At 64.5% G+C, this 25,986-nt stretch carries 21 protein-coding genes; 9 read left to right on the top strand and 12 right to left on the bottom strand.

Annotated elements, in window-relative coordinates; translation table 11 throughout:
- Both WIMU1_RS04180 and WIMU1_RS04175 read left to right on the top strand, forming a co-directional pair.
- The gene (locus tag WIMU1_RS04180; protein ID WP_062795233.1) at window positions 1-1,236 is read left to right on the top strand and encodes an LLM class flavin-dependent oxidoreductase; all 1,236 of its coding nucleotides are present in this window, start codon (window positions 1-3) and stop codon (window positions 1,234-1,236) included.
- Window positions 1,233-2,573 carry an NtaA/DmoA family FMN-dependent monooxygenase gene (locus WIMU1_RS04175; protein ID WP_062795232.1) on the top strand — a complete coding sequence of 447 codons (1,341 nt, stop codon included), beginning with the start codon at window positions 1,233-1,235 and terminating at the stop codon, window positions 2,571-2,573. Before WIMU1_RS04180 ends, WIMU1_RS04175 begins: the two co-directional genes overlap by 4 nt.
- Before the next feature lie 11 nt (window positions 2,574-2,584).
- On the opposite strand, the gene WIMU1_RS04170 is transcribed toward WIMU1_RS04175, so the two are convergent.
- On the bottom strand, window positions 2,585-3,256 hold the full coding sequence (locus WIMU1_RS04170) for a DUF4166 domain-containing protein (RefSeq protein WP_062795231.1): 672 nt from the start codon (window positions 3,254-3,256) through the stop codon (window positions 2,585-2,587).
- A 145-nt stretch (window positions 3,257-3,401) separates the two neighbouring features.
- Between WIMU1_RS04170 and htpG the strand changes: the two genes are divergently transcribed.
- Together htpG and WIMU1_RS04160 are read left to right on the top strand one after the other, a co-directional pair.
- Complete coding sequence (gene htpG, locus WIMU1_RS04165) at window positions 3,402-5,381, top strand: molecular chaperone HtpG (RefSeq protein WP_062795230.1); 1,980 nt, start codon at window positions 3,402-3,404, stop codon at window positions 5,379-5,381.
- A 239-nt stretch (window positions 5,382-5,620) separates the two neighbouring features.
- Window positions 5,621-6,784, top strand: coding sequence for an LLM class flavin-dependent oxidoreductase (locus WIMU1_RS04160; protein ID WP_062795229.1), 1,164 nt, complete (start codon window positions 5,621-5,623; stop codon window positions 6,782-6,784).
- Window positions 6,785-6,898: 114 nt separating this feature from the next.
- Here WIMU1_RS04160 and WIMU1_RS04155 read toward each other — a convergent pair whose 3' ends face one another.
- The 3 genes from WIMU1_RS04155 to WIMU1_RS04145 all read right to left on the bottom strand — a co-directional run bounded on the left by WIMU1_RS04155 (window position 6,899) and on the right by WIMU1_RS04145 (window position 9,028).
- The gene (locus WIMU1_RS04155; protein ID WP_062795228.1) at window positions 6,899-7,564 is read right to left on the bottom strand and encodes a DsbA family oxidoreductase; all 666 of its coding nucleotides are present in this window, start codon (window positions 7,562-7,564) and stop codon (window positions 6,899-6,901) included.
- 57 nt (window positions 7,565-7,621) lie between these two features.
- Window positions 7,622-8,017 carry a hypothetical protein gene (locus WIMU1_RS04150; protein ID WP_062795227.1) on the bottom strand — a complete coding sequence of 132 codons (396 nt, stop codon included), beginning with the start codon at window positions 8,015-8,017 and terminating at the stop codon, window positions 7,622-7,624.
- 114 nt (window positions 8,018-8,131) lie between these two features.
- Entirely contained in the window at window positions 8,132-9,028 is an 897-nt protein-coding gene (locus WIMU1_RS04145; protein WP_062795226.1) for an MSMEG_6728 family protein, read from the bottom strand.
- A 344-nt stretch (window positions 9,029-9,372) separates the two neighbouring features.
- Here WIMU1_RS04145 and WIMU1_RS04140 point away from each other — a divergent pair, with 344 nt between their 5' ends.
- Window positions 9,373-10,155, top strand: coding sequence for a DUF559 domain-containing protein (locus WIMU1_RS04140; protein WP_245969124.1), 783 nt, complete (start codon window positions 9,373-9,375; stop codon window positions 10,153-10,155).
- 138 nt (window positions 10,156-10,293) lie between these two features.
- Here WIMU1_RS04140 and groL read toward each other — a convergent pair whose 3' ends face one another.
- The 3 genes from groL to WIMU1_RS04125 form a co-directional block, all read right to left on the bottom strand.
- Window positions 10,294-11,919 carry a chaperonin GroEL gene (gene groL, locus WIMU1_RS04135; RefSeq protein ID WP_062795225.1) on the bottom strand — a complete coding sequence of 542 codons (1,626 nt, stop codon included), beginning with the start codon at window positions 11,917-11,919 and terminating at the stop codon, window positions 10,294-10,296.
- A gap of 225 nt (window positions 11,920-12,144) precedes the next feature.
- The gene (locus WIMU1_RS04130; protein WP_062795224.1) at window positions 12,145-14,094 is read right to left on the bottom strand and encodes an acyl-CoA thioesterase/bile acid-CoA:amino acid N-acyltransferase family protein; all 1,950 of its coding nucleotides are present in this window, start codon (window positions 14,092-14,094) and stop codon (window positions 12,145-12,147) included.
- Between the two features lie 174 nt (window positions 14,095-14,268).
- A complete protein-coding gene (locus WIMU1_RS04125; protein WP_062795223.1) occupies window positions 14,269-14,841 on the bottom strand; it encodes a TetR/AcrR family transcriptional regulator in 573 nt (190 codons plus the stop codon).
- A gap of 94 nt (window positions 14,842-14,935) precedes the next feature.
- On the opposite strand from WIMU1_RS04125, the gene WIMU1_RS04120 reads away from it, so the two are divergent.
- The gene (locus WIMU1_RS04120; RefSeq protein WP_062795222.1) at window positions 14,936-16,213 is read left to right on the top strand and encodes an MFS transporter; all 1,278 of its coding nucleotides are present in this window, start codon (window positions 14,936-14,938) and stop codon (window positions 16,211-16,213) included.
- On the opposite strand, the gene WIMU1_RS04115 is transcribed toward WIMU1_RS04120, so the two are convergent.
- Entirely contained in the window at window positions 16,176-16,958 is a 783-nt protein-coding gene (locus tag WIMU1_RS04115) for a DNA-formamidopyrimidine glycosylase family protein (RefSeq protein WP_062795831.1), read from the bottom strand. The two genes, WIMU1_RS04120 and WIMU1_RS04115, sit on opposite strands and share 38 nt — an antisense overlap.
- 124 nt (window positions 16,959-17,082) lie before the next feature.
- On the opposite strand from WIMU1_RS04115, the gene WIMU1_RS04110 reads away from it, so the two are divergent.
- Window positions 17,083-18,252, top strand: a complete 1,170-nt coding sequence (locus tag WIMU1_RS04110) for a benzoate/H(+) symporter BenE family transporter (protein WP_062795829.1) — start codon at window positions 17,083-17,085, stop codon at window positions 18,250-18,252.
- Window positions 18,253-18,380: 128 nt separating this feature from the next.
- Here WIMU1_RS04110 and WIMU1_RS04105 read toward each other — a convergent pair whose 3' ends face one another.
- The 4 genes from WIMU1_RS04105 to WIMU1_RS04090 all read right to left on the bottom strand — a co-directional run bounded on the left by WIMU1_RS04105 (window position 18,381) and on the right by WIMU1_RS04090 (window position 22,547).
- Window positions 18,381-18,593: a heavy-metal-associated domain-containing protein gene (locus tag WIMU1_RS04105; RefSeq protein WP_062795221.1), complete on the bottom strand. Its 213-nt coding sequence runs from the start codon at window positions 18,591-18,593 to the stop codon at window positions 18,381-18,383.
- A 164-nt stretch (window positions 18,594-18,757) separates the two neighbouring features.
- Window positions 18,758-21,109 (bottom strand): heavy metal translocating P-type ATPase, encoded by a 2,352-nt coding sequence (locus tag WIMU1_RS04100; protein ID WP_062795220.1) that lies wholly within the window; start codon window positions 21,107-21,109, stop codon window positions 18,758-18,760.
- Window positions 21,110-21,142: 33 nt separating this feature from the next.
- Window positions 21,143-22,123 carry a DUF8832 domain-containing protein gene (locus tag WIMU1_RS04095; protein ID WP_174548695.1) on the bottom strand — a complete coding sequence of 327 codons (981 nt, stop codon included), beginning with the start codon at window positions 22,121-22,123 and terminating at the stop codon, window positions 21,143-21,145.
- 112 nt (window positions 22,124-22,235) lie between these two features.
- Window positions 22,236-22,547, bottom strand: coding sequence for a metal-sensitive transcriptional regulator (locus tag WIMU1_RS04090; protein ID WP_062795219.1), 312 nt, complete (start codon window positions 22,545-22,547; stop codon window positions 22,236-22,238).
- A gap of 194 nt (window positions 22,548-22,741) precedes the next feature.
- Here WIMU1_RS04090 and WIMU1_RS04085 point away from each other — a divergent pair, with 194 nt between their 5' ends.
- Together WIMU1_RS04085 and WIMU1_RS04080 are read left to right on the top strand one after the other, a co-directional pair.
- Entirely contained in the window at window positions 22,742-24,190 is a 1,449-nt protein-coding gene (locus tag WIMU1_RS04085) for an MFS transporter (RefSeq protein ID WP_062795218.1), read from the top strand.
- A 761-nt stretch (window positions 24,191-24,951) separates the two neighbouring features.
- Window positions 24,952-25,941 carry an HNH endonuclease family protein gene (locus WIMU1_RS04080; RefSeq protein WP_342767047.1) on the top strand — a complete coding sequence of 330 codons (990 nt, stop codon included), beginning with the start codon at window positions 24,952-24,954 and terminating at the stop codon, window positions 25,939-25,941.
- The last annotated feature ends 45 nt before the right edge of the window (window positions 25,942-25,986 follow it).

Below are 25,986 nucleotides of genomic sequence, written 5' to 3'. Positions count from 1 at the left end.
ATGCCGATCACCGACAAACTGCATCTCGCGATCGCCCTCGAGGGCGCGGGATGGCATCCGGCCGCCTGGCGGGAGCCCACGGCGAGGCCCGCTGAACTGCTGGCCGCGCGATACTGGGCTGACCTGGTGGGCGTCGCTGAAGCCGGGCTGGTGGACTTCGTGACGATCGAGGACACGTTCGGTATCCGGCCGGCCGGACTCGAAGCGCCCTCACCACGCACCGACCGAGTCAGCGGCAGGCTCGACGCGGTTCTGATCGCGTCACGGGTGTCACCGCTGTCGCGGCATGTCGGGTTGATTCCTGCCGCCACCGTCACCCATACCGAGCCGTTCCATCTGTCAAAAGCGATCGCGACCCTCGACTACGTCAGCAACGGCAGGGCCGGCGTCCGGGTGCAGGTATCGGCGCGACCACACGAGGCTGCCCTGTTCGGCAGGCGCACGTTCCCGGAGCTTGCGGTCGCCGATACCGGCGACCCGGTGGCCGGCGACCCGGCGACCGCTGAGCTGGTGGCCGACCTCTTCGAGGAGGCCGGCGATTACGCCGAGGTGCTTCGAAGACTCTGGGACAGTTGGGAAGACGACGCCGAGATCCGCGACAAGGCCACCGGACGCTTCGTCGACCGCGACAAATTGCACTACATCGACTTCGAAGGCCGGTTCTTCTCGGTACGAGGACCGTCCATCACGCCTCGACCACCGCAAGGTCAGCCCATCATCACCGCCCTTGCGCACCAGAACATCCCGTATCAGTTCGTCGGAACGTCCGCGGACATCGGTTTCATCACCCCGGCCGACGTCGCCGACGCCAAGGCGAGCATCGCCGTCATCCGTACGGCGCAGGACCAGGCCGGCCGCGCCGACGAGATCGTCCACGTGTTCGCCGACCTCGTGGTCTTCCTCGGTGACACGACAACCGCAGCTGAAGCACACAGAGCGCGGCTCGACGATCGAGCGGGCATCCAATACACAAGTGACGCAAAGGTGTTCACCGGAACCGCCGAGGCCCTCGCCGATCGACTCGCCGAACTGTCCGATGCCGGTATCACCGGCTTCCGGCTGCGGCCCGGTGCGATACCTGCCGATCTGGAAGCCATCACCCGCGAACTCGTCCCCGAATTGCAACGTCGCGGACTGTTCCGTACCCACTACGAATCGAGCACTCTGCGAGGCCATCTCGGTCTCTCCCGTCCGGTGAACCGATTCCAGACCACAGCGGAGTTGATCAACCGATGACCAAGCAGGTACATCTGGCCGCGCACTTCCCGGGCGTGAACAACACGACGGTATGGAGCGACCCCGATGCGGGCAGTCACATCGAGTTCGAGTCGTTTGTGCACTTCGCACGCACCGCCGAGCGCGCGAAGTTCGACTTCCTGTTCCTCGCCGAGGGGCTTCGCCTGCGTGAGCAGAACGGGCTGATCTACGACCTCGATGTGGTCGGGCGGCCGGACACGTTCACCGTGCTCGCCGCTCTTGCCGCCGTCACCGAACACCTCGGCCTGACCGGCACCATCAACTCCACGTTCAACGAGCCGTATGAGGTGGCCCGCCAGTTCGCGAGCCTGGATCACCTCACCGCCGGCCGGGCCGCATGGAATGTGGTGACCTCCTGGGACGAGTTCACCGGAGAGAACTTCCGACGAGGCGGTTACCTTCCGAAAGAGCAGCGCTATCACCGGGCCAGGCAGTTCCTACAAGTCGCCACCGAGCTCTGGGATTCGTGGCAGGACGACGACATCGTGGCCGACAAGGAGTCGGGGACGTACCTGCGGCGCCCTGAAGCCGGCTCGTTTACACACCGCGACGACCAGTTCGACATCTCGGGGCAGTTCAACGTCCCCCGCAGTCCCCAGGGCCGCCCGGCCATCTTTCAGGCCGGCGACTCCGACGAGGGTCGTGAGTTCGCTGCAGCGGAGGCCGACGCAATCTTCTCCAGGCACTCCACACTCGACGACGGTCAGGCGTTCTACAAGGACGTCAAAGGCCGGCTGGCCACCTACGGTCGACGCAGCGAGGACCTGCTGATCCTGCCGGCAGCGACGTTTGTTCTCGGTGACACCGACGCCGACGCCGCCGACCGCGCACACGAGATCCGGTTGCAACAGGTCAGTGGCCAGACCGCGATCAAGTTCCTCGAGCAGCTGTGGAATCGCGACCTGTCCGACCACGACCCCGACGGTCCGCTGCCGTCGATCGATCCCCTGCCGGGCGAGAACACGGTCGCCAAGGGGCGGGCCAGCGTTCGAATCCACCGCGATCCGCGCGACGTGGCGAACGAATGGCGTGCACGGGCCGAGGCGGACAACCTCAGCACACGTGAGCTGATCATCGAGGTGACCGGCCGGCAGTCGTTCATCGGGTCACCGGACACGGTCGCCCGGACCATCAATGAGTTCGTTCAGGAAGATGCAAGCGACGGCTTCATCCTCGTTCCGCACATCACCCCGGGCGGGCTCGACGAGTTCGCCGACAAGGTGGTCCCGCTGCTGCAGGAACGCGGCGTCTACCGGACCGACTACGAAGGTTCCACCCTGCGCGACCACTTGGGACTCACGCGTCCGGAGAGCTGAACAAGCGCCGGTCAGTGTTCGCGTTCTTCGAGGCGCAGTGGCCAGGCCTCGTCCGGGATGTCACGCAGGTGGCAGGACTCGTCGCGCGCGGTGAACCAACCGCGGTAATGGATGAGCTCACCGAGGACCGGGTTGCGCACCGAGGCATCCACCCGGAACCGGTTGTGCCGTTCGTCCCAGCCCTCGATGTACCTCATCCGTGCAGCAAGCAGACCGCGCATACCCACCTTCGGGCCGGCGAGCAGCCGCATCGGGCCACTCTCGAAGACCAGAGAACCGCGGGCGTCGGCGTGTGCCTCGAGCGGCCACAGCAGTTCCGGGCCGTCGCCGAAGTAGTCGACCAGTCCCTCCCGGCCGTCGACGAGCAGCGAGTTCAGCCCATGTGAGCCGGTTGTGTAGTCGAACGACCGAAGGACCGCGAGGCATTCGCGCCCGAGCTCGTCCTGATAGCAGTAGTTGTGCATCGTGAACGGGACGAGCCTGCTGGTCTTGGTGGGCATCGCGTTGCGTTTACGCATGTGGAACAACATCGCGGGCAGCATCGCCGAGCAGTAGACCGACTCGAGCATCCCACCGGCCACCTGCGACAGTTGCGAGGTGGAATCGATCCCATACCGCCATTGCATGTTGGGATGCAGGTTCTCGAATTCCCGACCGAGAACATTCTGGATGACCGAACTCACCTATACCGACCGTCCCCCGTACCAGACATGAGGTCTGAATGTACTACGAGCGGCCTGCCTAAAATGTTTGGTCGGACCCCGCGACCGAATACTGCCAGCAACACCCTGTAACAACCGACATCTGCGATAACCGAAGGAGCATCACGTGAGCGCTCAAGTCGAAGAGATGGAGTTCGCCACCGAGACGCGGCAACTCCTGGATCTGATGATCCACTCGATCTACTCGAACAAGGATTCATTTCTCCGCGAGCTGGTGTCCAACGCCAGCGATGCCCTCGACAAGCTGCGCCTGGAGTCATACCGGAACAAGGATCTCGAGGTCGACACCTCCGACCTCCACATCGAGATCTCGTTGGATCCCGACGCCCGGACCTTCACCATCACCGACAACGGGATCGGCATGTCTCGCGACGAGGTCGTCGACCTCATCGGCACGCTCGCGAAGTCGGGTACGGCCGATGTCCGTCGCAAGCTGAAAGAGGCAAAAGAGGCCGAGGCTGCGGGCTCGGGCGCCGCCGAGGAGCTCATCGGCCAGTTCGGCATCGGCTTCTACTCGACGTTCATGGTGGCCGACAAGGTCACCCTGCTGACCCGCAAGGCCGGCGAGACCTCCGCGACGCGGTGGGAATCGGCAGGCGCGGGCACGTACACGATCGAGGACGTCGCCGAGGCACCGCAGGGCACCTCGGTGACGCTGCACCTCAAGCCCGAGGACGCCGAGGACGATCTGCACGACTACACCTCGGTGCCCCAGATCCGTCAGCTGGTCAAGAAGTACTCCGACTTCATCTCGTGGCCCATCCGCATGGACGTCACCACTCCCGTGCCGCCGAAGGCCCCCGGCGACGACGACGCGAATGACGCAGCCGCCGACGCCGACGAGCCGACCGAGACCACCACCACAGAGGTGCTCAACTCACAGAAGGCGCTGTGGACCCGACTCCGGTCGGAGGTGACCGACGAGGAGTACGCGGACTTCTACCGGCACATCAGCCACGCGTGGGACGAGCCTCTCGAGATCATCCCGATGAAGGCCGAGGGCACCTTCGAGTACCAGGCCCTGCTCTTCATCCCGTCCACGGCACCGTTCGACCTGTTCATGCGCGAACGCCACACCGGCGTGCAGCTCTACGTCAAGCGTGTGTTCATCATGGACGACTGTGAAGAGCTGATGCCCGAGTACCTGCGTTTCGTCAAGGGGCTAGTCGACGCACAAGACTTGTCGCTCAACGTCTCTCGCGAGATCCTGCAGCAGGACCGGCAGATCAAGGCCATCCGGCGGCGACTGACCAAGAAGGTCCTCTCGACGATCAAGGACATGCGGGCCAATGACCGCGAGAAGTACGACACCGTGTGGTCGCAGTTCGGCCGGGTCCTCAAAGAGGGCTTGCTCCAGGACGCAGACAACCGGGACGCGCTCCTGGCGATCTGTTCGTTCAGCTCCACCCATTCGGTCGACACCGCCACAACGCTGGCCGAGTACGTCGAACGGATGAAGGACGACCAGAGCCAGATCTTCTACGCCACAGGCGAATCACGCGAGCAGCTGGAGAACTCGCCGCATCTCGAGGCGTTCAAGAAGAAGGGCATCGAGGTGCTGCTGCTCACCGACCCGATCGACGAGATGTGGGTCGGCCAGATCTTCGATTTCGAGGGTAAGCCGTTGCAGTCGGTGGCCAAGGGTGAGGTCGACCTGTCCGACACAGCGGACAAGGAAGAAGACGACAAAGACAACAAGCAATTCGACGAATTGCTCACCTGGTTGACCGGCGTCCTCATCGACGACGTCAGTCAGGTGCGGTTGTCGAGCCGGCTCACCGATTCGGCGGCCTGCATCGTCGGTGAGGCGCAGAGTCTTTCGCCTGCCCTCGAACGCATGTACCGGGAATCGGGTTACCCGATGCCCGACAGCAAGCGCATCCTCGAACTCAACCCCGACCACGCCCTCACCAAGGGACTCCAGGAGGCCTTCGCGGCTCGCGGCGACGACGAGTCGCTTCGGCAGACGGCCGAATTGCTCTACGGCGCAGCGTTGCTGGCCGAAGGTGGCACCCCGAAGCAGCCGGCTGCCTTCAGCAAGACGTTGGCCAACCTGCTCACCAAGACGGTGTCAGCCGCCGAATAAGGCATCGATGATCCCGCCGAGCGTGCGGCTCCGGCACGCTCGGCGGGGTCACCTCGAGTTCTACCAACGGCCCGAATGTGCTGTCGTACAACCGAAATGATTGTTCCGCCAGGTTAATGTCCCGCGAGATTGTAAGTCGTCTCGCGGTGAGGACACCGGTATCGTCGTCAGTGGCTCGACCACCGGATAAGGAGTTGCTCGGCCGATCTGTGAGCAGCCATCGACCTCAGGAGCATCTCATGGGCACTGCCGTTCCACTGTCCGTCCTGGACCTCCTGCCGCGTTCGAGCGGATCCGACAACACCACCGCGCTGCGGAACACGATCGACCTGGCTCAGCAGGCCGAGAGATTCGGCTATGCCCGCTACTGGTTCGCCGAACACCACCTGAACCCCGGTGTCCTGGGGTCATCACCGGCAGTCGAGATCGCGCTTGTCGCCGGATCGACATCGACGATCCGATTGGGCTCGGCCGGTGTGCAATTCGGACACCGCTCCCCTCTGGCAACCGTGGAAGAGTTCGGGCTCATCGACGCCCTCCACCCCGGCCGACTCGATCTGGGGATCGGACGCTCGCCCTCGCGGCCGGCCCCCACTTCCGGAACTGAGAACGAGAGTGCGGCCAAGGCCTATCTGGCCGGACGTGGCGGCGCCGAACACAACCAGGACAGCCACACACCGAACGGCCTGCTGCTGCCCAAGCAGTACGACGTGTCCTTCGGTTATTCGAAGAAGGCTCTTGGGCATGTGCTGAACCTGCTCCAACAACCGGGCGCATACGCCCCCGACTACGACGAGCAGGTCTCAACCGTGCTCGCGTTGCTCAACGGCACCTACGTGAGCTCGGATGGGCTACCCGCCCACGCATCTCCCGGCGAGGGTGCCGATGTGCAGGTTTGGATCCTCGGTGCGTCCGGCGGCTCGAGCGCCACGGTCGCCGGGACGAAAGGGCTGCGATTTGTTGCCAGCTACCACCACAGCCCGAGCACGGTGATCGACGCTGTCGAGGCCTACCGTGCAGCCTTTCAACCGTCGGTTGATGTACCCGAGCCGTATGTCGCCGTCTCTGTAGACGCTGTTGTCGCCGAAACGGACGATGAAGCGGTCGAGCTCGCCTGCGGTTACGCACCGTGGGTTCGCAGCATTCGACGCGGCGAAGGTGCCATCGCCTACCCCACCCCGGACGAGGCCGCGGCAATCGAGTGGACCGAAGACGATCGCGATCTCGTGCGGGATCGTGTGCTGACCCAATTCGTGGGATCTCCGGCCACTGTCGCGGACAAACTCGAACAACTCCGCGACGCCACCGGCGCCTCCGAGCTGTCGATCACCACCATCACGCACGATCACGCCGCGCGGGTGCGCTCTTACGAGCTGTTGTCCAAGGAGTGGTTCGGACGGTGATCGCTCGTGCCGTTCCCGCTGTCGCTCAACAGATCTCGCGGGACCGCGCAGTAGCCGTCAACACAGACTCCGGCATCGACCTCACCGACGAGTTCGAAAGGCTGGGCCATGTGATCAGGCATCGGCGGTCACGTCTTTCGCTTCGTCCCGTGCACGCTCGAGAACCGAGGTGAAGGTTTCGGGAGCCTGGGCCCCGGACACGCCGTAGCGGCCGTCGATCACGAAGAACGGGACCCCGTTGATGCCGTATTCACGCGCCTGCGCGATGTCGGCGTCCACCGCTGAGACGTAATCGCCTGCCGCCAGGGCATTCTCGATGGCGCCGCGGTCGAGACCCACATCGGCGCCCAGCTCGGCGAGTTCCTCGTCGCGCCCCAGGTGCCGCCCCTCGCTGAAGTAGGCGGCGAACAGTCGCTCGGCCATCTCCAGCTGTTTGCCCTGCTGCTTGGCGTAGTGCAGCAGCTCGTGCGCCTTGCGGGTGTTGGTGTGCAGCAGTGCATCGAAGTTGTACCGCAGTCCGACCTCATCCGCGATGGCGCTGACCTGGTCGAGCATCTGGCGCACCTGCCCGGCCGGCATCCCCTTGTGCTGCACGAGGAAGTCGATCTCCGAGCCGTCGAAGTCCACCGGGGTATCCGGGGCCAGCTCGAAGCTGTGGTAGGTCACCTCGACGTCGTCGCGGCCGGCGAAGTCGGCGAGCCCGGCCTCGAACTTGCGTTTGCCGATGTAGCACCACGGGCACGCGATGTCGGACCAGATATCCACGGTGATCGAAGCCATGTGACGTGCAACAGCCTGGTGTCGATCGGCATTCCCAGCGTCACGTAGACCGGCGTGTCAGGAGGGCACGACGCTGCTGGCCAATCCGGCTCCGAGTGCGAAGGTGAAGATCTGCAGGATCAGGCCCACCACCGGAACCCAGAACGCCACCCGGCGCCGCACCATCAAGATGGTCGCGGCGATGGTCGACACCACCACAGCCGCCACACCTCCGCCATCTGCGACGACGTACGCCCACAGCAGATTGTCCGTGTCACACCGATCGGCGTAGCAGCTGTCGGTGGCCATGACGAAGAAGAGGCTCATGTACACGCTGCCCACAAGGACGAGGACTTGCAGAGCCAGCAAGCAAAGTGTGGCGATGATGTCGGCGACCAGGCCCGGACTGCGGGGTGGAATCGCCGGAATCGGGGTGGGGTGCGGGTACGTCATGGCGGGAGGACCGTAGGTCATGACGATGAGAGTAGGACCGCGCACCGAGGCCACGGCAGCGTGAAACTACTCAAATCCGCGGTTTGGTTGTCGCCTCCCAGTGGCGTGATCAGCGATGACTCGAACCGGGTTCTGTCATCGAGTGGCGACTGGCACGGGGAAGAGCGCCCGCGGATTCTGGAGCAGAGCCGGCGGCACGACATCGCTGCGGGCGAGTACTCCCTCCCACTGCACCCGCCTGCGGTGCGGAACGAGAGTCGTTGCGCTGCGGGAGAATTGATACTCTCCCGTCAGCCTTCCGACGTGCAGATCCGGCGTGTCCGGAATCGGCACCGCGATCTCGTCGCCCACGGACAGGTCACCGACAAACGATGCCAGAACGCGCAGATCCTTGCCCGGCCGGCGTCCCGGAGCCCGTTCCTTCAGCAGCCTGCGGAGATCTCCGCCTGCCGCCGCGATGACATCGATACCGGACTCGGTCCCGAAACCGACGATGCCGCGGCGCCTGAACTCTTCGTACTGCTCTGCAGATGACGGCCGCACTACCCAGACCGTGCGGTCACCGGCGCGCAGCTGCGTCGGAACTTCTGGAGGGTCGGGCCAGAAGTACGGCATGTCGCCATCCATCTCTCCGAACACGGGGACGTAGAACTCCGGATCCTTCCGAACCAATGCGGCGCGGTGACTGAGGTAGAGGCGTTCGTCGTCCCACCACGGTGGCATCAGGCCATCAGCCACCAGCTCCGATTGGGGGCGCCCGACCACCTCCGGCGCGAACTCCGCGATCTGCCCCGCGGTGGTGTCGGCCCGCCCGCCCGCGGTCCACACCTCGACGAACGTCAGTCCGTAGCAAACCAAGGCCGGGGTATGTCCACGCCACATCTGCACCGCCGGATGGTTCCCCCACCCGTAGTCGAAGAGTTCGAGCGCCCGCAGGATCTGCAGTGTTTCGACCCGCTGCTTCCCCAACCGCGGCACGTCCAACACCGCGGCCGAGCGCGCGAAGTCCGGATACGGCAAGAAGGTCTGCATGGAGTTCGCATACCCCCTCGTGGAGATTTGATGCGGTCGGGTGGGGGCTGGCGGGCCTGGCTGCACACAAGTCGCTGTCGGAGGGCCGGATGTGACGTCAGCGGGTTACTTGTGTGCACTCAGCCCGGTGGCGCGTCTTGGTTGCACACAAGTCGGTGTCGCAGGGCCGGATGTGACGTCAGCGGGGTACTTGTGTGCACTTAGGCCCACCCTTACCACTTTTCGCGACGACACGTCGCCGGTCATCCACAGGCTGTGGATAGCCGGATGCGCGAATTATGTTTTGCGGCAACCATGCTCGGATGGGGGAAGTACGAACACGTGCGCAGCTTTTAGCGGGCGGGATGACCAAACGCGAAGTCTCGCGTCTGAATCGACTATTGCCTGAGGTCTACTCGACGTCCGACCCGGGATACGTCGAACTCTGTGCGGCAGTCACCTTGTGGAAGCCGACTGCCGTTCTCAGTCACACCACGGCTGCGTGGTTGTGGGGATTGCTGGAGGACGAGCCCACGACTGTCGAGGCCACCGTTCCGCCGAGCGTCTCGGTCCGCGGGCCGAGCTGGGTGCAGTTGCATCGGCGACCCGGTGTACATACGGTGCGCCGCAAAGGGCTGCCGGTGGTGCCGATCGAGCACTGCCTCATCGACGTCGCCACTACGCTTGACCAGCTGGCTCTCGAGGCTCTGTTCGACGCCGCAATCGGAACGCGGGTGAACTGGCGGGCAGTCGCCCGCCTCTGCGAGCGTTCAACAGGACGCCACGGAATCGTCGCTGTTCGCGAGCAACTACGCACGTGCTGTCCTCTCACCCGCTCGGAACCGGAGAGATTGGTGGCTCGCGCATTGAGTGCGCGCAACTTCCCGCTCGAGATCAACGTGAGAGTCGGCCGCTACTACGGCGACCTGGTGTGTCGTCGTGCGAGAGTCATCGTCGAAATCGACGGACGCGAATTCCATACAGACCCTGCAACTTTCAACAACGACAGAAAGCGCCAGAACGAACTCGTCGACGATGACTGGCGCATCCTTCGCTACTCGGCCGCGACGGCGATCGCCAACCTCGACGATGTCGTCGACGACATCATCCGCGTCGTGCGCAAGCGGCGCCGAAGCAGGCGGGCCTGAGTGCACACAAGTACCCCGCTGACGTCACATCCGGCCCTGCGACACCGACTTGCGTGCAACCACGCACGCACAAACGAAACCGGCCCACTCCCGAAGGAGTGGGCCGGTTCGCGTGAACGGTTGAGCGAGAAGCGTGGACTAGAAGCCCATGCCGCCCATCTCGTCGCCGCCCGGCATGGCCGGTGCAGCGTTCTTCTCGGGCTTGTCGGCAACGACGGCCTCGGTGGTGAGGAACAGAGCCGCGATCGAGGCTGCGTTCTGCAGCGCCGAGCGGGTGACCTTCACCGGGTCGTTGATGCCACGGGCCAGCAGGTCCTCGTACACACCGGTTGCGGCGTTGAGGCCGGTTCCCAGCGGGCTGTTGCGGACCTTGTCGGCGACAACACCGGGCTCGAGGCCTGCGTTGATCGCGATCTGCTTGGCCGGAGCCTCCAGGGCGACGCGGACGATGTTGGCGCCAGTGGCCTCGTCGCCTTCCAGGGTGAGTGCGTCGATGGCGGGCTCGGACTGCAGCAGAGCCACGCCGCCACCGGCGACGATGCCCTCTTCGACAGCAGCCTTGGCGTTACGCACGGCATCTTCGATGCGGTGCTTGCGCTCCTTGAGCTCGACCTCGGTAGCAGCACCGGCCTTGATCACAGCAACGCCGCCGGCCAGCTTGGCCAGACGTTCCTGCAGCTTCTCACGGTCGTAATCGGAGTCGCTGTTCTCGATCTCGGCGCGGATCTGCGACACACGACCGGCGATGGCGTCGGAGTCGCCCGAGCCCTCGACGATGGTGGTCTCGTCCTTGGTGACAACGACCTTGCGGGCGGTGCCGAGGAGTTCGACGCCGGCGCTCTCGAGCGACAGGCCGACCTCTTCGCTGATGACCTCGCCACCGGTGAGGATGGCGATGTCGGCCAGCATGGCCTTGCGACGGTCACCGAAGCCCGGAGCCTTGACGGCAACAGACTTGAAGGTGCCACGGATCTTGTTGACCACCAGGGTCGAAAGGGCTTCGCCCTCGACGTCTTCGGCGATGATCAGCAGCGGCTTGCCGGCCTGGATGACCTTCTCCAGCAGCGGCAGCAGGTCCTTGACGGTCGACACCTTGCCGGAGACCAGCAGGATGTACGGATCTTCGAGAACGGCTTCCTGGCGATCTGCGTCGGTCACGAAGTAACCGGAGATGTAGCCCTTGTCGAAGCGCATGCCCTCGGTGAGCTCGAGGCTCAGGCCGAAAGTCTGTGCCTCTTCGACGGTGATGACGCCTTCTTTGCCGACCTTGTCCATGGCCTCGGCGATGAGCTCGCCGATGGCCGGGTCACCGGCGGAGATACCAGCGGTAGCAGCGATCTGCTCCTTGGTGTCGATCTCCTTGGCGGACTTCAGCAGCGACTCGGTGACAGCCTCGACGGCCTTCTCGATGCCGCGCTTGAGGCCCAGCGGGTTCGCGCCGGCAGCGACGTTGCGCAGACCTTCACGGACGAGTGCCTGTGCCAGGACGGTGGCGGTGGTGGTGCCGTCGCCCGCGACGTCGTCGGTCTTCTTGGCGACCTCTTTGACCAGCTCTGCGCCGATCTTCTCGTAGGGATCCTCGAGCTCGATCTCCTTGGCGATGGAGACGCCGTCGTTCGTGATGGTGGGGGCGCCCCACTTCTTTTCGAGCACGACGTTGCGACCCTTGGGTCCCAACGTCACCTTTACGGTGTCGGCGAGGGCATTGAGGCCCCGCTCGAGGCCGCGACGGGCCTCTTCGTCAAACGCGATGATCTTGGCCATTACGAAGTGATCCTCCGATAGGGGGTGACACTGAAGTTCGGTGGTTGGTTCCGGTGCCCGCGACGGACGATCGGTCGTGTCATTAGGACCGATCTCACCGTTCCAACCTGGCACTCACGGTTGTCGAGTGCCAGCCACCGTTTTAGCACTCTCAGGTGCCGAGTGCAAGGTGGGGAGGCGGAGCTCGCCCCTTTGCAGAGACGGCCTTCACGCCGTGTACAAGGTCTAGACGAAGACTCCACTGAGGAAGCCGAGAACAGCGGTCGTCGCTGCGCGTTGTCCCTGTCCCTGACCGGCTGCGGTGCCTCCGAAGGCGATGCCAGCGCTCCACTGAGCGGTGCCGGGGAACATCCCCAGTCTGATCAGATGGCCCGCATTCTCGAGCCGCACGTGCTGGTCCAGCGGATGGTTGCGGGCTGCGAGCAATTCATCGGCCATTCGCTCGGACGGCCACAGATGGTCATCGGTCCCGGAGATGCAGAGCAGGGGCACGTCGATGACCTCGCTCCGTAGTCGGGCGGGTGAACTGGTGATGGGTCCGAGCTCGTCGAGACCTGCGGCGTACGCGTCGTGCAGTTTGAGCAGACTCGGGCGGCCGTGTGCGACGTCGCGATGGACGCGCCATGCATTGCGGATCAGCTGAGGCATCAGGGAACCGGTCGGAAGAGGCGCCCACGGGCCGTCTTGCCCGCCCGATGTCCAGGTGGGAGTGTCGGGTATCTCGCCGTCGGGTCCGATGGCCTGCCACGACACCGAGCTCGGGCTGATCAACACCAGGCCACTCACCGGCAGCTGCGTCACCGTGGCCGCGGCGAGCAGTCCTTCGGCACCCCTCGAGATGCCCATCGCGGTGATCCGCGCGCGGTCGATCCCGGGTAGCGACGTCAACGTGGCGACCGCGTCGGCGAATCGCTCGAGAGGGATCTGGGCCAGCGGCGCCTCGGCGTGTGCCGTCGACTCGTCGACCCAGGAATAGGCCAGCGCTGCGAAGCCGTTGGAGGCCAGCGTCGCGATGGTCGCGCGCTGCGAGTCGACCCCACCTTCGGACCCGCCGAAGCAGGCAACCGCGGGCCAGCCCGCGTCGGGCGCGGTGCCACCCGGCGTCGCCAGGAGCGCCGCTCGTCCGCCGATCTGTAGCTCGCGCACGTCGACGCCGACCTCGGACGGGAATCTCGACACCGTCCGCCGGGCCGACCTTCCGGTGGAGGTCGCCTCGATGGTCACGTGCCAGGGACCGACGGGAGGAACGAACAGGTCCGGCGCCGTGGAGTCGGAGATGTCGGGCCGCATCGCCCACAGTGGTGCGTCCGGATCGGCCACCGACCAGTCCCCCTCGATCGGGACATCCCGGGCGACATCGACTGTGCCGTCGGCCGATGCCGTGAAGGCTGCCTGTGCGCGCCAGCGGCGACCGAACAGGTCTGTCCCACTGACGTCGATCTCCACGCGGACACCGGGTTCGGCACCGGTGAGCTGCACGCCAAAACTCTCGTCGTGCCGGGATGAGCTCGGAGCGGTGATCGCCAGACCGTCGGTGGTGTCGGGCGCGGGCGACGGCTGATCGACAATCGTCTCTGCACCCGCGTCCCGGGCGGACACCTCCACCGAGCGCGTCTCGAACCAATTGGGAAACACCGACGACACCACCCCGGCGATGCCGAGCAACGTGAAGGGCGCTACCCAGTAACAGATGATCGACAGTGCATCCCCGTCGTCCTTGATGGTCGCGTCGCCGTCGACGAGCGGCGGGATGATCGAGAGCAAGGTCATTGCACCGAAGGCGGCCACCCACATCCACGTCATGGCATTGGTGATGTAACGGAATCCGTCGGTGGTGGCGGTTTTTGCATCCACCGAGTCCTCGGCGTACTCACGGACGAATGGCCGGCCGAGCAGGACACCACCGAGTGCGATGAGGAACAGCCCGAGATTCGACAGCGGCTGCAGCCAGCGCTCCAAGACGTCGTCGTCGAGGGTGAGGGCAGCGATCACCAGGAGCACGAAGACGACCATCGTGCCGACCTCCAGAGAGCGGAAGGGCTCGCCACGCCAGCGCTGGAAAACCTGACCTGCGATGGTCAGCGCGAAGGCGACGAGTACTGCCGTCAGGAACCCGGCGTTGCCCACCAGAACCCAGAACAGAATCCAGGGCGCGAACCCGATCACAAATCCCACGTTGCTTCCCTACCTGTTCGGTTGCCGCTCCCACCGCTGCGATCGGGCGGGTCGGACTCGCCGCAGCCTCGCGGTCACCGAAGGAACCCGCCGCCACAGTGCCCCGGAAAAATAAACACTAAGCCAATGAGGCGCCGTGAGCACGGTTTTCAGCGCGCAGGCTGCACGCACGTCTCAGGCCTCGCCCATCGCGAGCACGTCTTCGACCAACCGATCGGCGTAGGCGCGGTCAGCCGGGAGACCGAAGACCACGTGGTGGTAGAGCGGAGCGACGATGTGGTCGAGAGCCCGTCGCGCCGACGGCACCTTCTCCCCGCGGCTTCGTGCGCGTTCGATCATCGACTGCAGCTGGGCGTCACGGGTGTCCCAGCAGGGACATGTACCGATCTCCTTGCGGGCACCGACCATCGCTCGTAGGTATGTCGTCCGCTCGGGGCGGGTGATGTCGTCGACGATCACCGTCGCCCAGGCGCGCAGGTCTCCGGCGATGCTGCCGGTGTCCGGAAGCGGTTCGTTCTTGGTCAGCGCCGCAACCGCGACCTCTTCGAGCAACGCGTCCATCACACCCCACCGCCGGTAGATGCTCGTGGGGTTCACCCCGGCACGTTCGGCGACCTGGGGAATCGTCATGGTCTCGCGGTATCCCTCGCTCACGAGTTCGCCGACGGCGGTGTAGACAGCGGACTGCACGCGAGCGCTCCGACCACCGGGTCGGCGTGGGGCTGTTGATCGTGCGGGTGCGCTCATGCGACCATTATTGCAAATCGAATGGCTTTAATCCGCCAGATGGTGCTACCGTCTCCAAAAGCAAACATCGTTGCTTTAACCGTTGGGAGATGTCATGCACCGACCCACCCTGGGTTCGAAGGCAGCGTTTCGGCTGATCATCGTCACCACCATCGCCGTGATGTTCGGTGCCGCCGCTCCCTCGCCGCTGTATCCGGTTTATCAAGAGCTGTGGGGCTTTTCGTCGTTCACACTCACCGTGATCTTCGCCGCCTACGTCATTGCGCTGCTCGCGGGCCTGCTGACCGTCGGATCACTATCCGATCACGTGGGCCGTCGACCGGTGATCCTCGGTGCGCTTGCGGTCCTGACCGGTTCGATGCTGATGTTCGCCTTTGCTGACGGCGTTCCGATGTTGATCGCCGCCAGAGTTCTGCAGGGTCTTGCTGCCGGGGCCATCACCGGCACGCTGAGCGCTGCCCTGGTCGATCTGCAGCCCACCCCACGGGCGGGTTCGATCGCCAGCTCCGCCTCTCCTCCAGGCGGTTTGGCCCTCGGCGCCGTCGGGGCGGGAATTCTCGTGCAATACGCGCCGATGCCTCGCGAGTTGGTGTTCCTGTTGTTGGTCGCCACGTTTGTGCTCGTGGCAGCGGTCGTCGTGTTCGTCCCGGAGACGTCACCTCGCACCGGTTTCACCTCTCGTCGCCACCTGTGGAGGGTTCTGCGCCCCAACGCGAGCCTGCCGCCCGCCGTGCGCGGTGCGTTTCTCGCAGCGACCCCGGCCATGTTCGCCACGTGGTCCCTTGGGGGCCTTTATCTTTCGCTGGGTTCGTCGATCGTCGCGCGCATCCTCGGCCTGGAGAACCACATGGTGGCCGGCCTGATGATCGGGGCGTTCTTCGGATCAGGAGCACTCGGCTCGGCCGTCGCATCGGGGTGGGGCGCCCACCGCAAACTGGCCGTCGGTCTGAGTACGCTCGGTTCCGGACTGATCGTCAGCCTCGTCGCGACGTTGACGGCCAACGTTCCTGCCTATGCCATCGGTTCGGTGGTCGCCGGGTTCGGCTTCGGCGCAACGTTTGTCGGCGTGATGGCGACGCTGATCGCGGTCACCGATCCTGCCGCCCGCGGTCAGGTGTTCTCCACCCTGTTCATCGTGAGTTACACCGCATTCAGTGTTCCAGCCGTCCTCGCCGGGTTCGCCGTGATCCATGTCGGGCTGCGATCCACTGCTGTCGGCTACGGCCTCTTCGTCCTGGCGATGGTGATTCTGGCTGCGGTCGCGGCGATCTGGCGTGCACGGGCCGAGCGACAGACGTCCCCACCTGTTACGCCTGCAACCGACACCGAACTCGTCACGGCGGCGGCTGACACGTCGGACACCAGTAGATGACGCGGTCGAGGTCGGCGCTCCCACCGAGATCTCCCCGTTCGATCGTGGTGCCGCAGCGACGGCAGGATCGGCCGGCGCGCCCGTAGACCCAGAATCGCTCGCCGTTCCGATCGACGTTGGTGACCCGATTCGCCCGCGTGCGGTTGTATTCGAGTAGCTGTTTGGCCAGGTCAACCCACTCGGCCAAGTCACCTGCTTCGCCCGTGGGAACCGCCGGATGTACCCGTCTCAGAAAGCACATCTCCACGCGGAAGACGTTGCCGATGCCGGCCAGGTTGCGCTGATCGAGCAGCGCCAGCCCGATCGGCCGCTTGAGGTCGGCAGCCAGGTTGTCGACGGCAGTTTGCGCATTCCAATCGGGCCCCAGCAGGTCGGGGCCCAGGTGGCCCACCGCCTCGTCCTCGTGATCGCGCCGCAAGATCTCCAGTTTGCCCAGTTCGAATCCGACGGCCTGCACCTTCTCGGTCTCGAGGATGATCCGAGCCTTGAATCCGGGCCGGCGCCAGCGCGCACCTTTGGCGTAGATGTCCCAGCGACCCTCCATCTTCAGATGTGAATGTACGGTGCGGTCACCGACACGGATGAGCAGATGTTTGCCGCGGGCGATCACCTCATCGACCGTTCTGCCACTGAGATCTACGGTTGCGTACCGCGGCACCCGAACATCGCAGCGCGTCAACACTTTTCCGGCAAGTGCGCGATGCAGCCGGGCGGCTGCCTGATGGACGGTGTCACCTTCGGGCATGAATCCATTGATACCCCATCCCACGGTGGGGCCAGGGTGAACGGCCGCGCAGGGCGGCGCATCCTACGATGGGCCTACCCAGCCCCCACCGGATCGAGAGGCACGCGTGTCCTACGGACAACCGATGATCGCCGGTGTCGTCACCGCACTTGTCGGTTTCACCAGCTCGTTTGCCGTGGTGCTCACCGGATTGCGGGCGGTCGGTGCGTCTTCCGAGCAAGCCGCCTCCGGGTTGTTCGCACTGTGCCTGGTGATGTCGATCGGGATCGCGTTCTTGTCCCTGCGATATCGGATGCCGATCACGCTCGCATGGTCGACGCCCGGAGCCGCACTGCTGGCCGGCACGGCAGCCCCGGATGGAGGATTCGCCGCGGCGATCGGGGCCTTCGTCTTGGTCGGGGTGATGGTGGTGGCGACCGGCCTGTGGCCGCGGCTCGGCTCGTTTGTACAGGCGATTCCGGTGTCCATTGCCCAAGCGATGCTTGCGGGCATCGTGCTGCCCCTGTGTCTGGAGCCCGTACGCGCGTTCGCCGACGAACCCCTGGCGATTGCGCCCGTGGTGGTGGTGTGGCTGGTGCTCACCCGGTACGCCAAGCGTTGGGCCGTGCCGGCAGCGTTCGCGACGGCCGCGGCGGTGATCGCAGTTGTCCTGATGACCTCGGACAAGTCCGTGTCTGCCGACGCCCTCATGCCACGATTGCAGTTCGTGCAGCCCGAATGGACGTGGCAGGCGGCCGTCGGTATCGCGATACCGCTGTACATCGTCACCATGGCCTCCCAGAACCTCCCCGGCACGGCGGTGATGGCCAGCTTCGGCTACAAGATTCCTTGGCGTGCGGCAATGCTCACGACAGGCATCGGCACCGCTGTCGCTGCACCGGCAGGCGCGCACGCAGCCAATCTTGCGGCAATCAGCGCCGCCTTGTCCGCCGCACCGAGCGCAGATCCCGATCCGCGCCGGCGCTGGATCGCCGCCGCCACCGGCAGCCCGATGTACCTCATTCTCGGCGTCGGCTCCGCGGCCATCACGGCGTTGGTCGCCGTGGCACCTGCCGGTTTGGTGGAAACCGTTGCCGGACTCGCGCTCCTGGACACCCTGGCCGTCGCTTTGGCGACCAGTCTCCGGGACGAGAACTCGCGAACTGCGGCAGTACTGACGTTTGTGGTTGCGGCCGCGGGCTTTTCGGTCCTGGGTATCGGTTCGGCATTCTGGGCACTTGTCGCAGGATTGGTGGTCTACGGCACGTTGCGACCCCAAGCTGAGGTGACGTCTCCCCCGGCCACAACATCGTGAGCCGTCCAATGGGTGGGCACGTGACAAGGTTGCCTGATGGTCCCTCTGCATCTCGCCTGTCGCCGGGTGCCAGCCCGATGGCCTAAGCCTGGCAAACAGGCGAGATGCTTGGGAGTGCCGGCCTGGGTTCAGTTCTCGGCGAGCCGGTACCCTGCGTTTTCGACTGCATGTTGGACGTCGGCGTCGTTGATTGGGTTATCGCTGGTGAGTGTGATTGCCCCGGTGGTCAGGTCGAGGTCGAGGTTGCTGATTCCGGGGAGTTGCTCGACGGTGCTGGCGACTTTGCGGGCGCAGCTTTGGCATGTCATTCCGCTGACGAGGTAGGTACGTGTGGTGGGCATGAAACGCCTTTCGTTGACGAGATTAACCCAGGCTGGGTGTTGCGTGGGCGGTTGGGTGTGCTGCCTACGCTCAGATCAGTTGCGCAAGTAGAGCGGTGGCAGGGTTTTCCGGCGTTCGAACGAGCAGCGTGAGCTGTTCAATTGGAAGCGCGGGAAGCTGTGTGTCAGGCGTTGACTGACGACTGTTCGACGCCGACGTCTGCGGAGACCGGGGGTGGTTCGTGGTTGGCGGCTTTGAAGTTGCGCAAGCGCAGACTGTTGGAGACCACGAACACTGAGGAGAGCGCCATGGCGGCACCGGCGAGCATCGGGTTGAGCAGTCCAGCGGCAGCCAGTGGTAGCGCTGCAACGTTGTAGGCGAACGCCCAGAACAGATTTCCCTTGATGGTGGCGAGTGTTTTGCGGGCCAGGCGGATCGCGTCCGCTGCAGCACGCAGGTCGCCGCGGACGAGGGTGAGGTCGGACGCTTCGATTGCCACGTCTGTGCCGGTGCCCATTGCCAGGCCGAGGTCAGCTTGGGCCAGGGCGGCAGCATCATTGACGCCGTCACCGACCATGGCCACGGCTTTGCCCTCGTTCTGGAGACGTTCGATGACCGCCACTTTGTCTGCTGGCATGACGTCCGCGATCACGGTGTCGGGGCCGGGGTCGATTCCGACTGCCGCAGCAACCGACGCCGCGACGGTGGCGTTGTCGCCGGTGAGCAGGATTGGAGTCAGTCCGAGGTCACGTAACTGCCGGATCGCTTCGGCGCTGGTGGGTTTGATCGCATCCGCCACGACCAGGACCCCTCGTGCTTTGCCGTCCCAGCCGACCGCGACTGCAGTCTGCCCGTTCTCCGCGGCAGCGGTCATCGCCGCTTCCAGGTTCGGGGGCAGGTGTTGGGACCATTCGGCGAGCAGTCGGGGTCGGCCGACCAGTACTGCGTGGGTGGTTTCACCGTCGGTGATGATGCCCTGGACGCCGAGTCCTTCTATGTTGGCGAAGTCCTCGACGGCGGGCAGCGTTCCGACCTGGTCGACCGCACCTGCGGCGATGGCGTGTGCGATCGGGTGCTCGGAGGCGTTCTCGAGGGCTCCTGCATACCGCAGTAGATCCCTGCGATTCTCACCGTTGGCAGGGATGACCTTGGTCAGGGTCATGTGGCCGGTGGTGACGGTTCCGGTCTTGTCGAGGACCACGGTGTCCACGCGTCGGGTTGTTTCGAGTACCTCGGGTCCCTTGATGAGGATGCCCAGCTGAGCGCCCCGTCCGGTGCCGACCATGAGGGCGGTCGGTGTTGCCAGCCCCAACGCGCAGGGGCAGGCAACGATGAGTACGGCGACGGCGGCAGTGAACGCGGCGGCAATGCTGCCGCCCGTCCCGGCCCAGAACCCGAACGTCGCGATGGCCAGGACGATCACTACGGGCACGAAAATGCCGGAGATCTTGTCTGCCAACCGTTGTGCCTGGGCCTTGCCATTCTGTGCGTCCTCTACCAGTCGAGCCATCTGCGCGAGTTGGGTATCGGCACCGACACGAGTGGCTTCGATCACGAGTCGGCCACCAGCGTTGACGGTGGCGCCGACGACCGTGTCTCCCGCCGCGACCTCGACGGGTACCGATTCGCCGGTGACCATCGATGCATCTACCGCCGATGTTCCTTCGACGATTGTGCCGTCGGTGGCGATGTTCTCCCCCGGCCGGACGACGAATCTGTCTCCGACGACGAGGTCGTCGATTCTCATTCGCTCTTCATATCCGTTGCGTAGGACCGAGACTTCCTTGGCGCCGAGTTGTAACAGCGCTTGTAGTGCCGCGCCGGCGCGTCGCTTGGACCGGGCCTCGAAGTAGCGGCCGAGCAAGATAAACGTGACGACTCCCGCGCCGACCTCGAGGTAAATGTTTGCCGCACCGTCACTGCGGGCGGTGGTGAGCTCAAATGGGTGCGTCATGCCAGGTTCCCCGGCTGTGCCGAAGAACAACGCGTAGAGCGACCATGACAGGGCGGCGCCGGTGCCCATGGAGATGAGCGTGTCCATCGTGGCGGTGGCGTGCTTGAAGTTGGTCCAGGTGGCTTTGTGGAACGGCAGTCCGGCCCACACGATAACCGGTGCAGCCAGGGTGAGTGAGAGCCACTGCCAGTAGGTGAACTGTAGGGCCGGAACCATTGCGAGGGCGATCACCGGGATCGTGAGGACGGCCGAGACGATCACCCGAGTACGCAGCTCCCGGATGGACGCGTCTTGACCATCTTCGGCGACGTCGTCTTGGTCCTCGGTTGTTGTCGCGGCCTTGGGCACGTGCGCGCTGTAGCCGGCGGACTTGACTGCATCGATCAACGCCTCGGTTTCGATGCCCTCGGCGTACGTGACCTTTGCCTTTTCGGTCGCATAGTTGACGGTGGCATTCACGCCGTCGAGCTTGTTCAGTTTGCGTTCAATGCGATTCGCACATGACGCGCACGTCATGCCACCGATCGCAAGCTCGACGTGACTACCAATTTCGGTTGGTGTGGTCTTCCCCGTCGTGGTCATTCGAGCACCTTTCTCCTCAGGGCCGGGCGGGTGTCAGTGCTGATGGCCATCGGGCTGCCCAGGATTTGGTGTTACAGAGGTGTGTGTAGGTGTCGGCACTGCCGCGGCGTGTTGCTGGGCCGCGGCCTGCGCGGAAAAGTCAGCGGTGCGGACCACACCGTCATGCCGAAAGTCGAGGAACAACCGGTACGTGCCCGCTGATGGTGCGGTGGCGACGAAGGTGATGTCGGGTCCCGGTTTCGTCACGCCATCGTCAGGCTCGCCGTCGGGGTGAACATGGAGGTAGGCCAGGTCGCCGACGCGCAACGCGACCAGGTGGCCATACGCGGCCAGGTACGGTTGCAGATCCGTTACCGGCTGCCCTGCCCTTGTCACGGTCAGTGTGAGTTCGCTTGGCGCACCGGGGATTAAATGACCGTCGAGGGTAACCGTGTACTCGCCGACCTGTGCGGTTTGGGCGGGCGCTGGAATCGGCTGTGGTTCGTATCCGCCGGCAACGAAGGCGTCGATACCCAGCGTCACCGTCTGGTCGTGGCCTGCTGGGCGGAAGTCGGCGTAGAACCTCCACACCCCCGCAGTCAGGTCCAACGTGGTCGTCCACCTACCGCGGGCGTCCATTGTTGGGTGCACGTGCTGGAACCCGGTGGTGTCCCGTCGGACGGCGATGAAATGTAGATCTTTGTCGTGGGTGCTCTCATAGCGCGTGACCGGTTGGTCGTCGGGTCCGGTGATGTCGAACGTTACTTCGGTTGTGCCGCTGGACAAGACCGTGGAATCAAGCTCGAGTGTGTACCCGTGCTCGGAAACCATGAGGCCGCCCGGCTGAGCCGCGGCGTTCCCCCCGTGCCCGGATGGGCCGTGTGCTGTGGTGTCCTTCATGTCGCTCCCGCCTTCGTGGTGAGTGTTGTTGGCGTTCTGTCCGATTGGTCCGATGGCGTTGCCTACGCCGAAGGACAGTGCGAGTACCGCAGCCGTTGCTACAGCGAACCCGCCGAGTTTGAAAGGGGCATCCATAATGTTCCGGGCTCCTGCTTATCTGCGTTTGAGGCCGGCAACGGCGGAGGTGGAGGTGGAGGTGTTCATGGTGACGTTCTCCGAATGGGTGGTACGAATGATATTGCGCGAGTCAAGATTTGACGAGTCGGGCGATCGCATCCGAGGCTTCTCTGAGCTTGTGCCCGGCGTCCGGTCCGCCAACAGCCGCCGCCCGAACGAAACAGTGAGCCAGGTGCTCATCTAGTAAACCGAGTGATACCGACTGCAGGGCCTTGGTCAGTGCGGCGATCTGCGTGAGGACGTCAATGCAGTACTGCTCCTCCTCCACCATCCGGTGGACTCCCCTGGCTTGACCCTCGATGCGGCGCAAGCGCTTGAGGTAGTCGTCCTTGCCGTGCAGATACCCGCGCTCGCTGTCCTGGTATTGGTCTTGGTCGTTCATATCTGTTGTCCCTCTGTCATGTTCGGTCCTCAGCTGCCGGCCCGAGTGGCTGCAATCGGTACCCCCATGGGGTACCTGTTGTAGAGTACACCATACCCCTATAGGGTATGGACTCTGAACGGGTCAGCATTCCTGCGCTACCAAGGATCCCGGTCAGGCCACGGTCGTATACCCCCTACTAGTACGGAGTACAAATGTCATCGCCAACCGCACCATCTGCGGGCAACGCCCGGTGGTGGGCACTCGCACTGATTGCCACCGCGCAGTTCATGGTCATCATGGACACCTCCATCATCGGAGTCGCGCTACCTGAAATGCAGGCCAACCTCGGCTTTACCCAGCACAACCTGTCGTGGGTCTTCAACGCCTACGTCGTCGCTTTCGGCGGGTTGCTGCTGCTCGGCGGGAGACTGTCCGACTTGTTCGGTGCTCGACGTATGTTCGCCACCGGCTGGGTCATTCTGTTGGTGGGTTCTTTCGTCGCCGGCATTGCCGGCAACGTCGGTGTCGAGCTCACCGGCCGCGTCGTCCAGGGCATGGGCGCAGCTCTCATCGCACCATCAGCACTGACCCTGCTGATGATGCTGTTCGGGTCCAACCCGAAAGAACTCACCAAAGCGTTGGCACTCTATGGCGCCGCCGCTCCCGCCGGCGGAACTGCTGGCGTATTTCTAGGTGGCGTACTCACCGAATACGCCTCATGGCCCTGGGTCTTTTACATCAACATCCCCATCGCGGTCATCGCACTCCTGGCCACTCGGGCCCTGATGCCCAGCGGCGCCATGGGCGGGGGCGGATCGATCGATCTGTTCGGTGCGCTCACAGTGACCCTCGGTCTGGCGGCTGCGGTCTATGGCATCGTTCGCGCCCCTGAGTCCGGCTGGAACTCAAGCGAAACATGGGTGGCCCTCGGTATTGCCGCCCTGCTCCTGATCGCCTTCTTCGTCTCCCAAGCCAAAACGCGTGACCCACTCATGCGACTATCGATCTTCCGAACCCCCAATCTGGGGGCGGCCAACCTCGCCCAGTTACTACTCGGCGCCGCGTGGATCCCGATGTGGTTCTTCCTCAACCTCTATCTGCAGCAAGTGCTCGGCTACAACGCCTTCCCATCCGGAGCAGCACTGCTGCCCATGACCGGCCTCATCATGCTGGGCATGATCGTTCTCGCGCCCAGAGTCATCGGCACGATGGGACCCAAAGTGCCGATCGTGGTCGGGCTGCTGATACTGGCGCTGGGTCTGGGCTGGCTCTCACTCGCACGCCCCGACGGCAATTACTGGATCGACGTCCTGCCCGCATCGCTGGCCGCCGCGCTCGGCATGTCCCTTGCGTTCATCCCCTCGCTGAGTACGGCCATCTCCGCAGCACGACCCGAAGAAGGCGGCCTGGCCTCCGGCATCGTCAACACCAGCTATCAGGTCGGTTCCGCACTGGGACTCGCCGCAATGACCGCAGTCGCCGCCGCGTACGGAGCTGACCAACTCGGCAACAAGGCAGCACTCACCGACGGCTTTTCCGCAGCATTCCTCGGCGCAGCCGCTATCGCACTAGCTGGTGCAGCCCTAGCACTCGTCACCATCCGCACACCGAAACCCAACGCCGGCGCAGCCCCTGCCGACGCCGCCACAAGCGCAACCTGACCGCGACCCGGGTCTGGCAGGGCGTACTACCCAAACGCTCTGCCAGACCGGGGAACAAGACACGCCCTGAGTCCCGAGAAAGGCCCCTCCATGCCGTTCGTCACAGCCATCGGCCGCAGTGTGATCACCGCCAGCACGTCCACCACCGCACGCCGCATTGTCAAGTGCCTCATCGGCTGCGCACTCACCGCAATCACCACCCCACCCACAACACCAGCACACTGCACGCCCCCCAGGAACTAAGCGGCAGCGGGGTCGACGAACTACAGTCACTAAAGTGTTCATTTGCCGCGTAACACTCTGAAGCACAAGCTAATTCGTAATATCACTGGGTACGCTGTGGCCGGTGAGATCACGCTGCGTGCGGCCGTATGGACTACATCGTCGACGGAGACTCAGGACGGCACCGGCATCTGTTCGAGTTGCAGGAAGCCATGCGTGATGAATCTGGAGAGGTCGGCCCCGACTTTTCGCTCACCTTGGCCCAGTTGCACAACATTTGGGCTTGTTCGGGCCCAAGGGTGCCCGTCCGGGCAGCTGCGGGGTGGGTTGCGGTCGGTGTGCATGTTCGCCTCCTTCGCCGAGCCTTCTCCCTTTCCACCCGCGAGCGTCAACGACGGACACACCGGGCGCGCGCAAGGGTTGCTGACGGAACGTGTCACGGCCTCGGCTGCGGGTGCTATACCTAGTTTGCACCCGGCACGCTCGCCAAACGTATTGGGAGCTATGCAATTTTGTTAGTGTCCCGAAAGGTTTCTGTGGTGTCTGACTGTGTTGATCTGACGTCTCCCCCGCCCTCGTCGACCCCCGTTCGTCGGTCGTCGATCGTGGGTGTTGCCGCGATCGGCGTGCTCGCTGCCGTGCTGGTCTCGTGCAGCTCGCCGACGGAAGAGACGCCCGCACAGGTGGCAGACACGTCGACGCCGACGTCTGTTGGCCAAACGTTGCTGCCCGAGCCTGCGCCGGTGTCGACAACCCCAGATGCGAACGAGATACTGGCCACCCTCAACACGCTGCCGGTCAAGGGCCGTGCTCCGAAGACTGGGTACGACCAGGCCAAGTTCGGTGCCGCATGGACTGATGATGTGACTGTGGATGGTGGGCGCAATGGCTGCGACACCCGCAACGACATCCTGCGCCGCGATCTGACCGACCTCGTGCTCAAGGCCGGCTCTCGAGGGTGCACGGTACAGACCGGCACCCTGATCGACCCGTACACCGCAACCACCATCGGTTTCGTGCGCGGGCAAGACACGTCAAGCGCGGTCCAGATCGATCACGTGGTCGCGTTGTCGGATGCCTGGCAGAAAGGTGCCCAGCAGCTCTCCCCAACGCAGCGTGCCGATTTCGCGAACGATCCCCGCAATCTCCAGGCCACCGACGGTCCGCTAACCAAGCAAAAGGGCGACGGGGACGCGGCGACCTGGTTGCCGCCGAGCGATGCCTACCACTGCGCGTATGTGTCCCGCCAGGTCGAGGTCAAAGCCTCCTACAGGCTGTGGGTGACCCAACCCGAAAAGGACGCGATCACAGACGTTCTCGCGTTGTGCGGGGCCAACTCACCCACTATCGGCCGCGGTGGCGGCGTGGCCAATGCCCCTCGCCCACCCACCTCCGATACGCTTCCCTCCCCTAGCCCGGAGCCTGTCGCGCCGGCAGAGGTAACCCCCGATGACGCGGCGGGTGCGTACCAGGGCAATCTCCCCGCCGAGACGCTTGCCCCCACCGTGCAGGCACCGTCGGTGTCGTAGCCGGCTACGCCGCGATGCGGACCGGGTGGACTGCACCAAACTATG

The organism is Williamsia muralis NBRC 105860 (assembly GCF_001598915.1).
GTDB classification, from domain to species: domain Bacteria; phylum Actinomycetota; class Actinomycetes; order Mycobacteriales; family Mycobacteriaceae; genus Williamsia; species Williamsia muralis.
This window is presented reverse-complemented; position numbering and strand designations above follow the sequence as displayed.

Excerpts from the sequence above, each read along its gene's own strand:
- WIMU1_RS04180 (WP_062795233.1), top strand. The coding sequence starts at position 1 with ATGCCGATCACCGACAAACTGCATCTCGCGATCGCCCTCGAGGGCGCG.
- WIMU1_RS04175 (WP_062795232.1), top strand. The coding sequence starts at position 1,233 with ATGACCAAGCAGGTACATCTGGCCGCGCACTTCCCGGGCGTGAACAAC.
- WIMU1_RS04160 (WP_062795229.1), top strand. The coding sequence starts at position 5,621 with ATGGGCACTGCCGTTCCACTGTCCGTCCTGGACCTCCTGCCGCGTTCG.
- WIMU1_RS04155 (WP_062795228.1), bottom strand. The coding sequence starts at position 7,564 with ATGGCTTCGATCACCGTGGATATCTGGTCCGACATCGCGTGCCCGTGG.
- WIMU1_RS04150 (WP_062795227.1), bottom strand. The coding sequence starts at position 8,017 with ATGACCTACGGTCCTCCCGCCATGACGTACCCGCACCCCACCCCGATT.
- WIMU1_RS04145 (WP_062795226.1), bottom strand. The coding sequence starts at position 9,028 with ATGCAGACCTTCTTGCCGTATCCGGACTTCGCGCGCTCGGCCGCGGTG.
- WIMU1_RS04140 (WP_245969124.1), top strand. The coding sequence starts at position 9,373 with ATGACCAAACGCGAAGTCTCGCGTCTGAATCGACTATTGCCTGAGGTC.
- groL (WP_062795225.1), bottom strand. The coding sequence starts at position 11,919 with ATGGCCAAGATCATCGCGTTTGACGAAGAGGCCCGTCGCGGCCTCGAG.
- WIMU1_RS04125 (WP_062795223.1), bottom strand. The coding sequence starts at position 14,841 with ATGAGCGCACCCGCACGATCAACAGCCCCACGCCGACCCGGTGGTCGG.
- WIMU1_RS04120 (WP_062795222.1), top strand. The coding sequence starts at position 14,936 with ATGCACCGACCCACCCTGGGTTCGAAGGCAGCGTTTCGGCTGATCATC.
- WIMU1_RS04115 (WP_062795831.1), bottom strand. The coding sequence starts at position 16,958 with ATGCCCGAAGGTGACACCGTCCATCAGGCAGCCGCCCGGCTGCATCGC.
- WIMU1_RS04110 (WP_062795829.1), top strand. The coding sequence starts at position 17,083 with ATGATCGCCGGTGTCGTCACCGCACTTGTCGGTTTCACCAGCTCGTTT.
- WIMU1_RS04105 (WP_062795221.1), bottom strand. The coding sequence starts at position 18,593 with ATGCCCACCACACGTACCTACCTCGTCAGCGGAATGACATGCCAAAGC.
- WIMU1_RS04100 (WP_062795220.1), bottom strand. The coding sequence starts at position 21,109 with ATGACCACGACGGGGAAGACCACACCAACCGAAATTGGTAGTCACGTC.
- WIMU1_RS04095 (WP_174548695.1), bottom strand. The coding sequence starts at position 22,123 with ATGGATGCCCCTTTCAAACTCGGCGGGTTCGCTGTAGCAACGGCTGCG.
- WIMU1_RS04090 (WP_062795219.1), bottom strand. The coding sequence starts at position 22,547 with ATGAACGACCAAGACCAATACCAGGACAGCGAGCGCGGGTATCTGCAC.
- WIMU1_RS04085 (WP_062795218.1), top strand. The coding sequence starts at position 22,742 with ATGTCATCGCCAACCGCACCATCTGCGGGCAACGCCCGGTGGTGGGCA.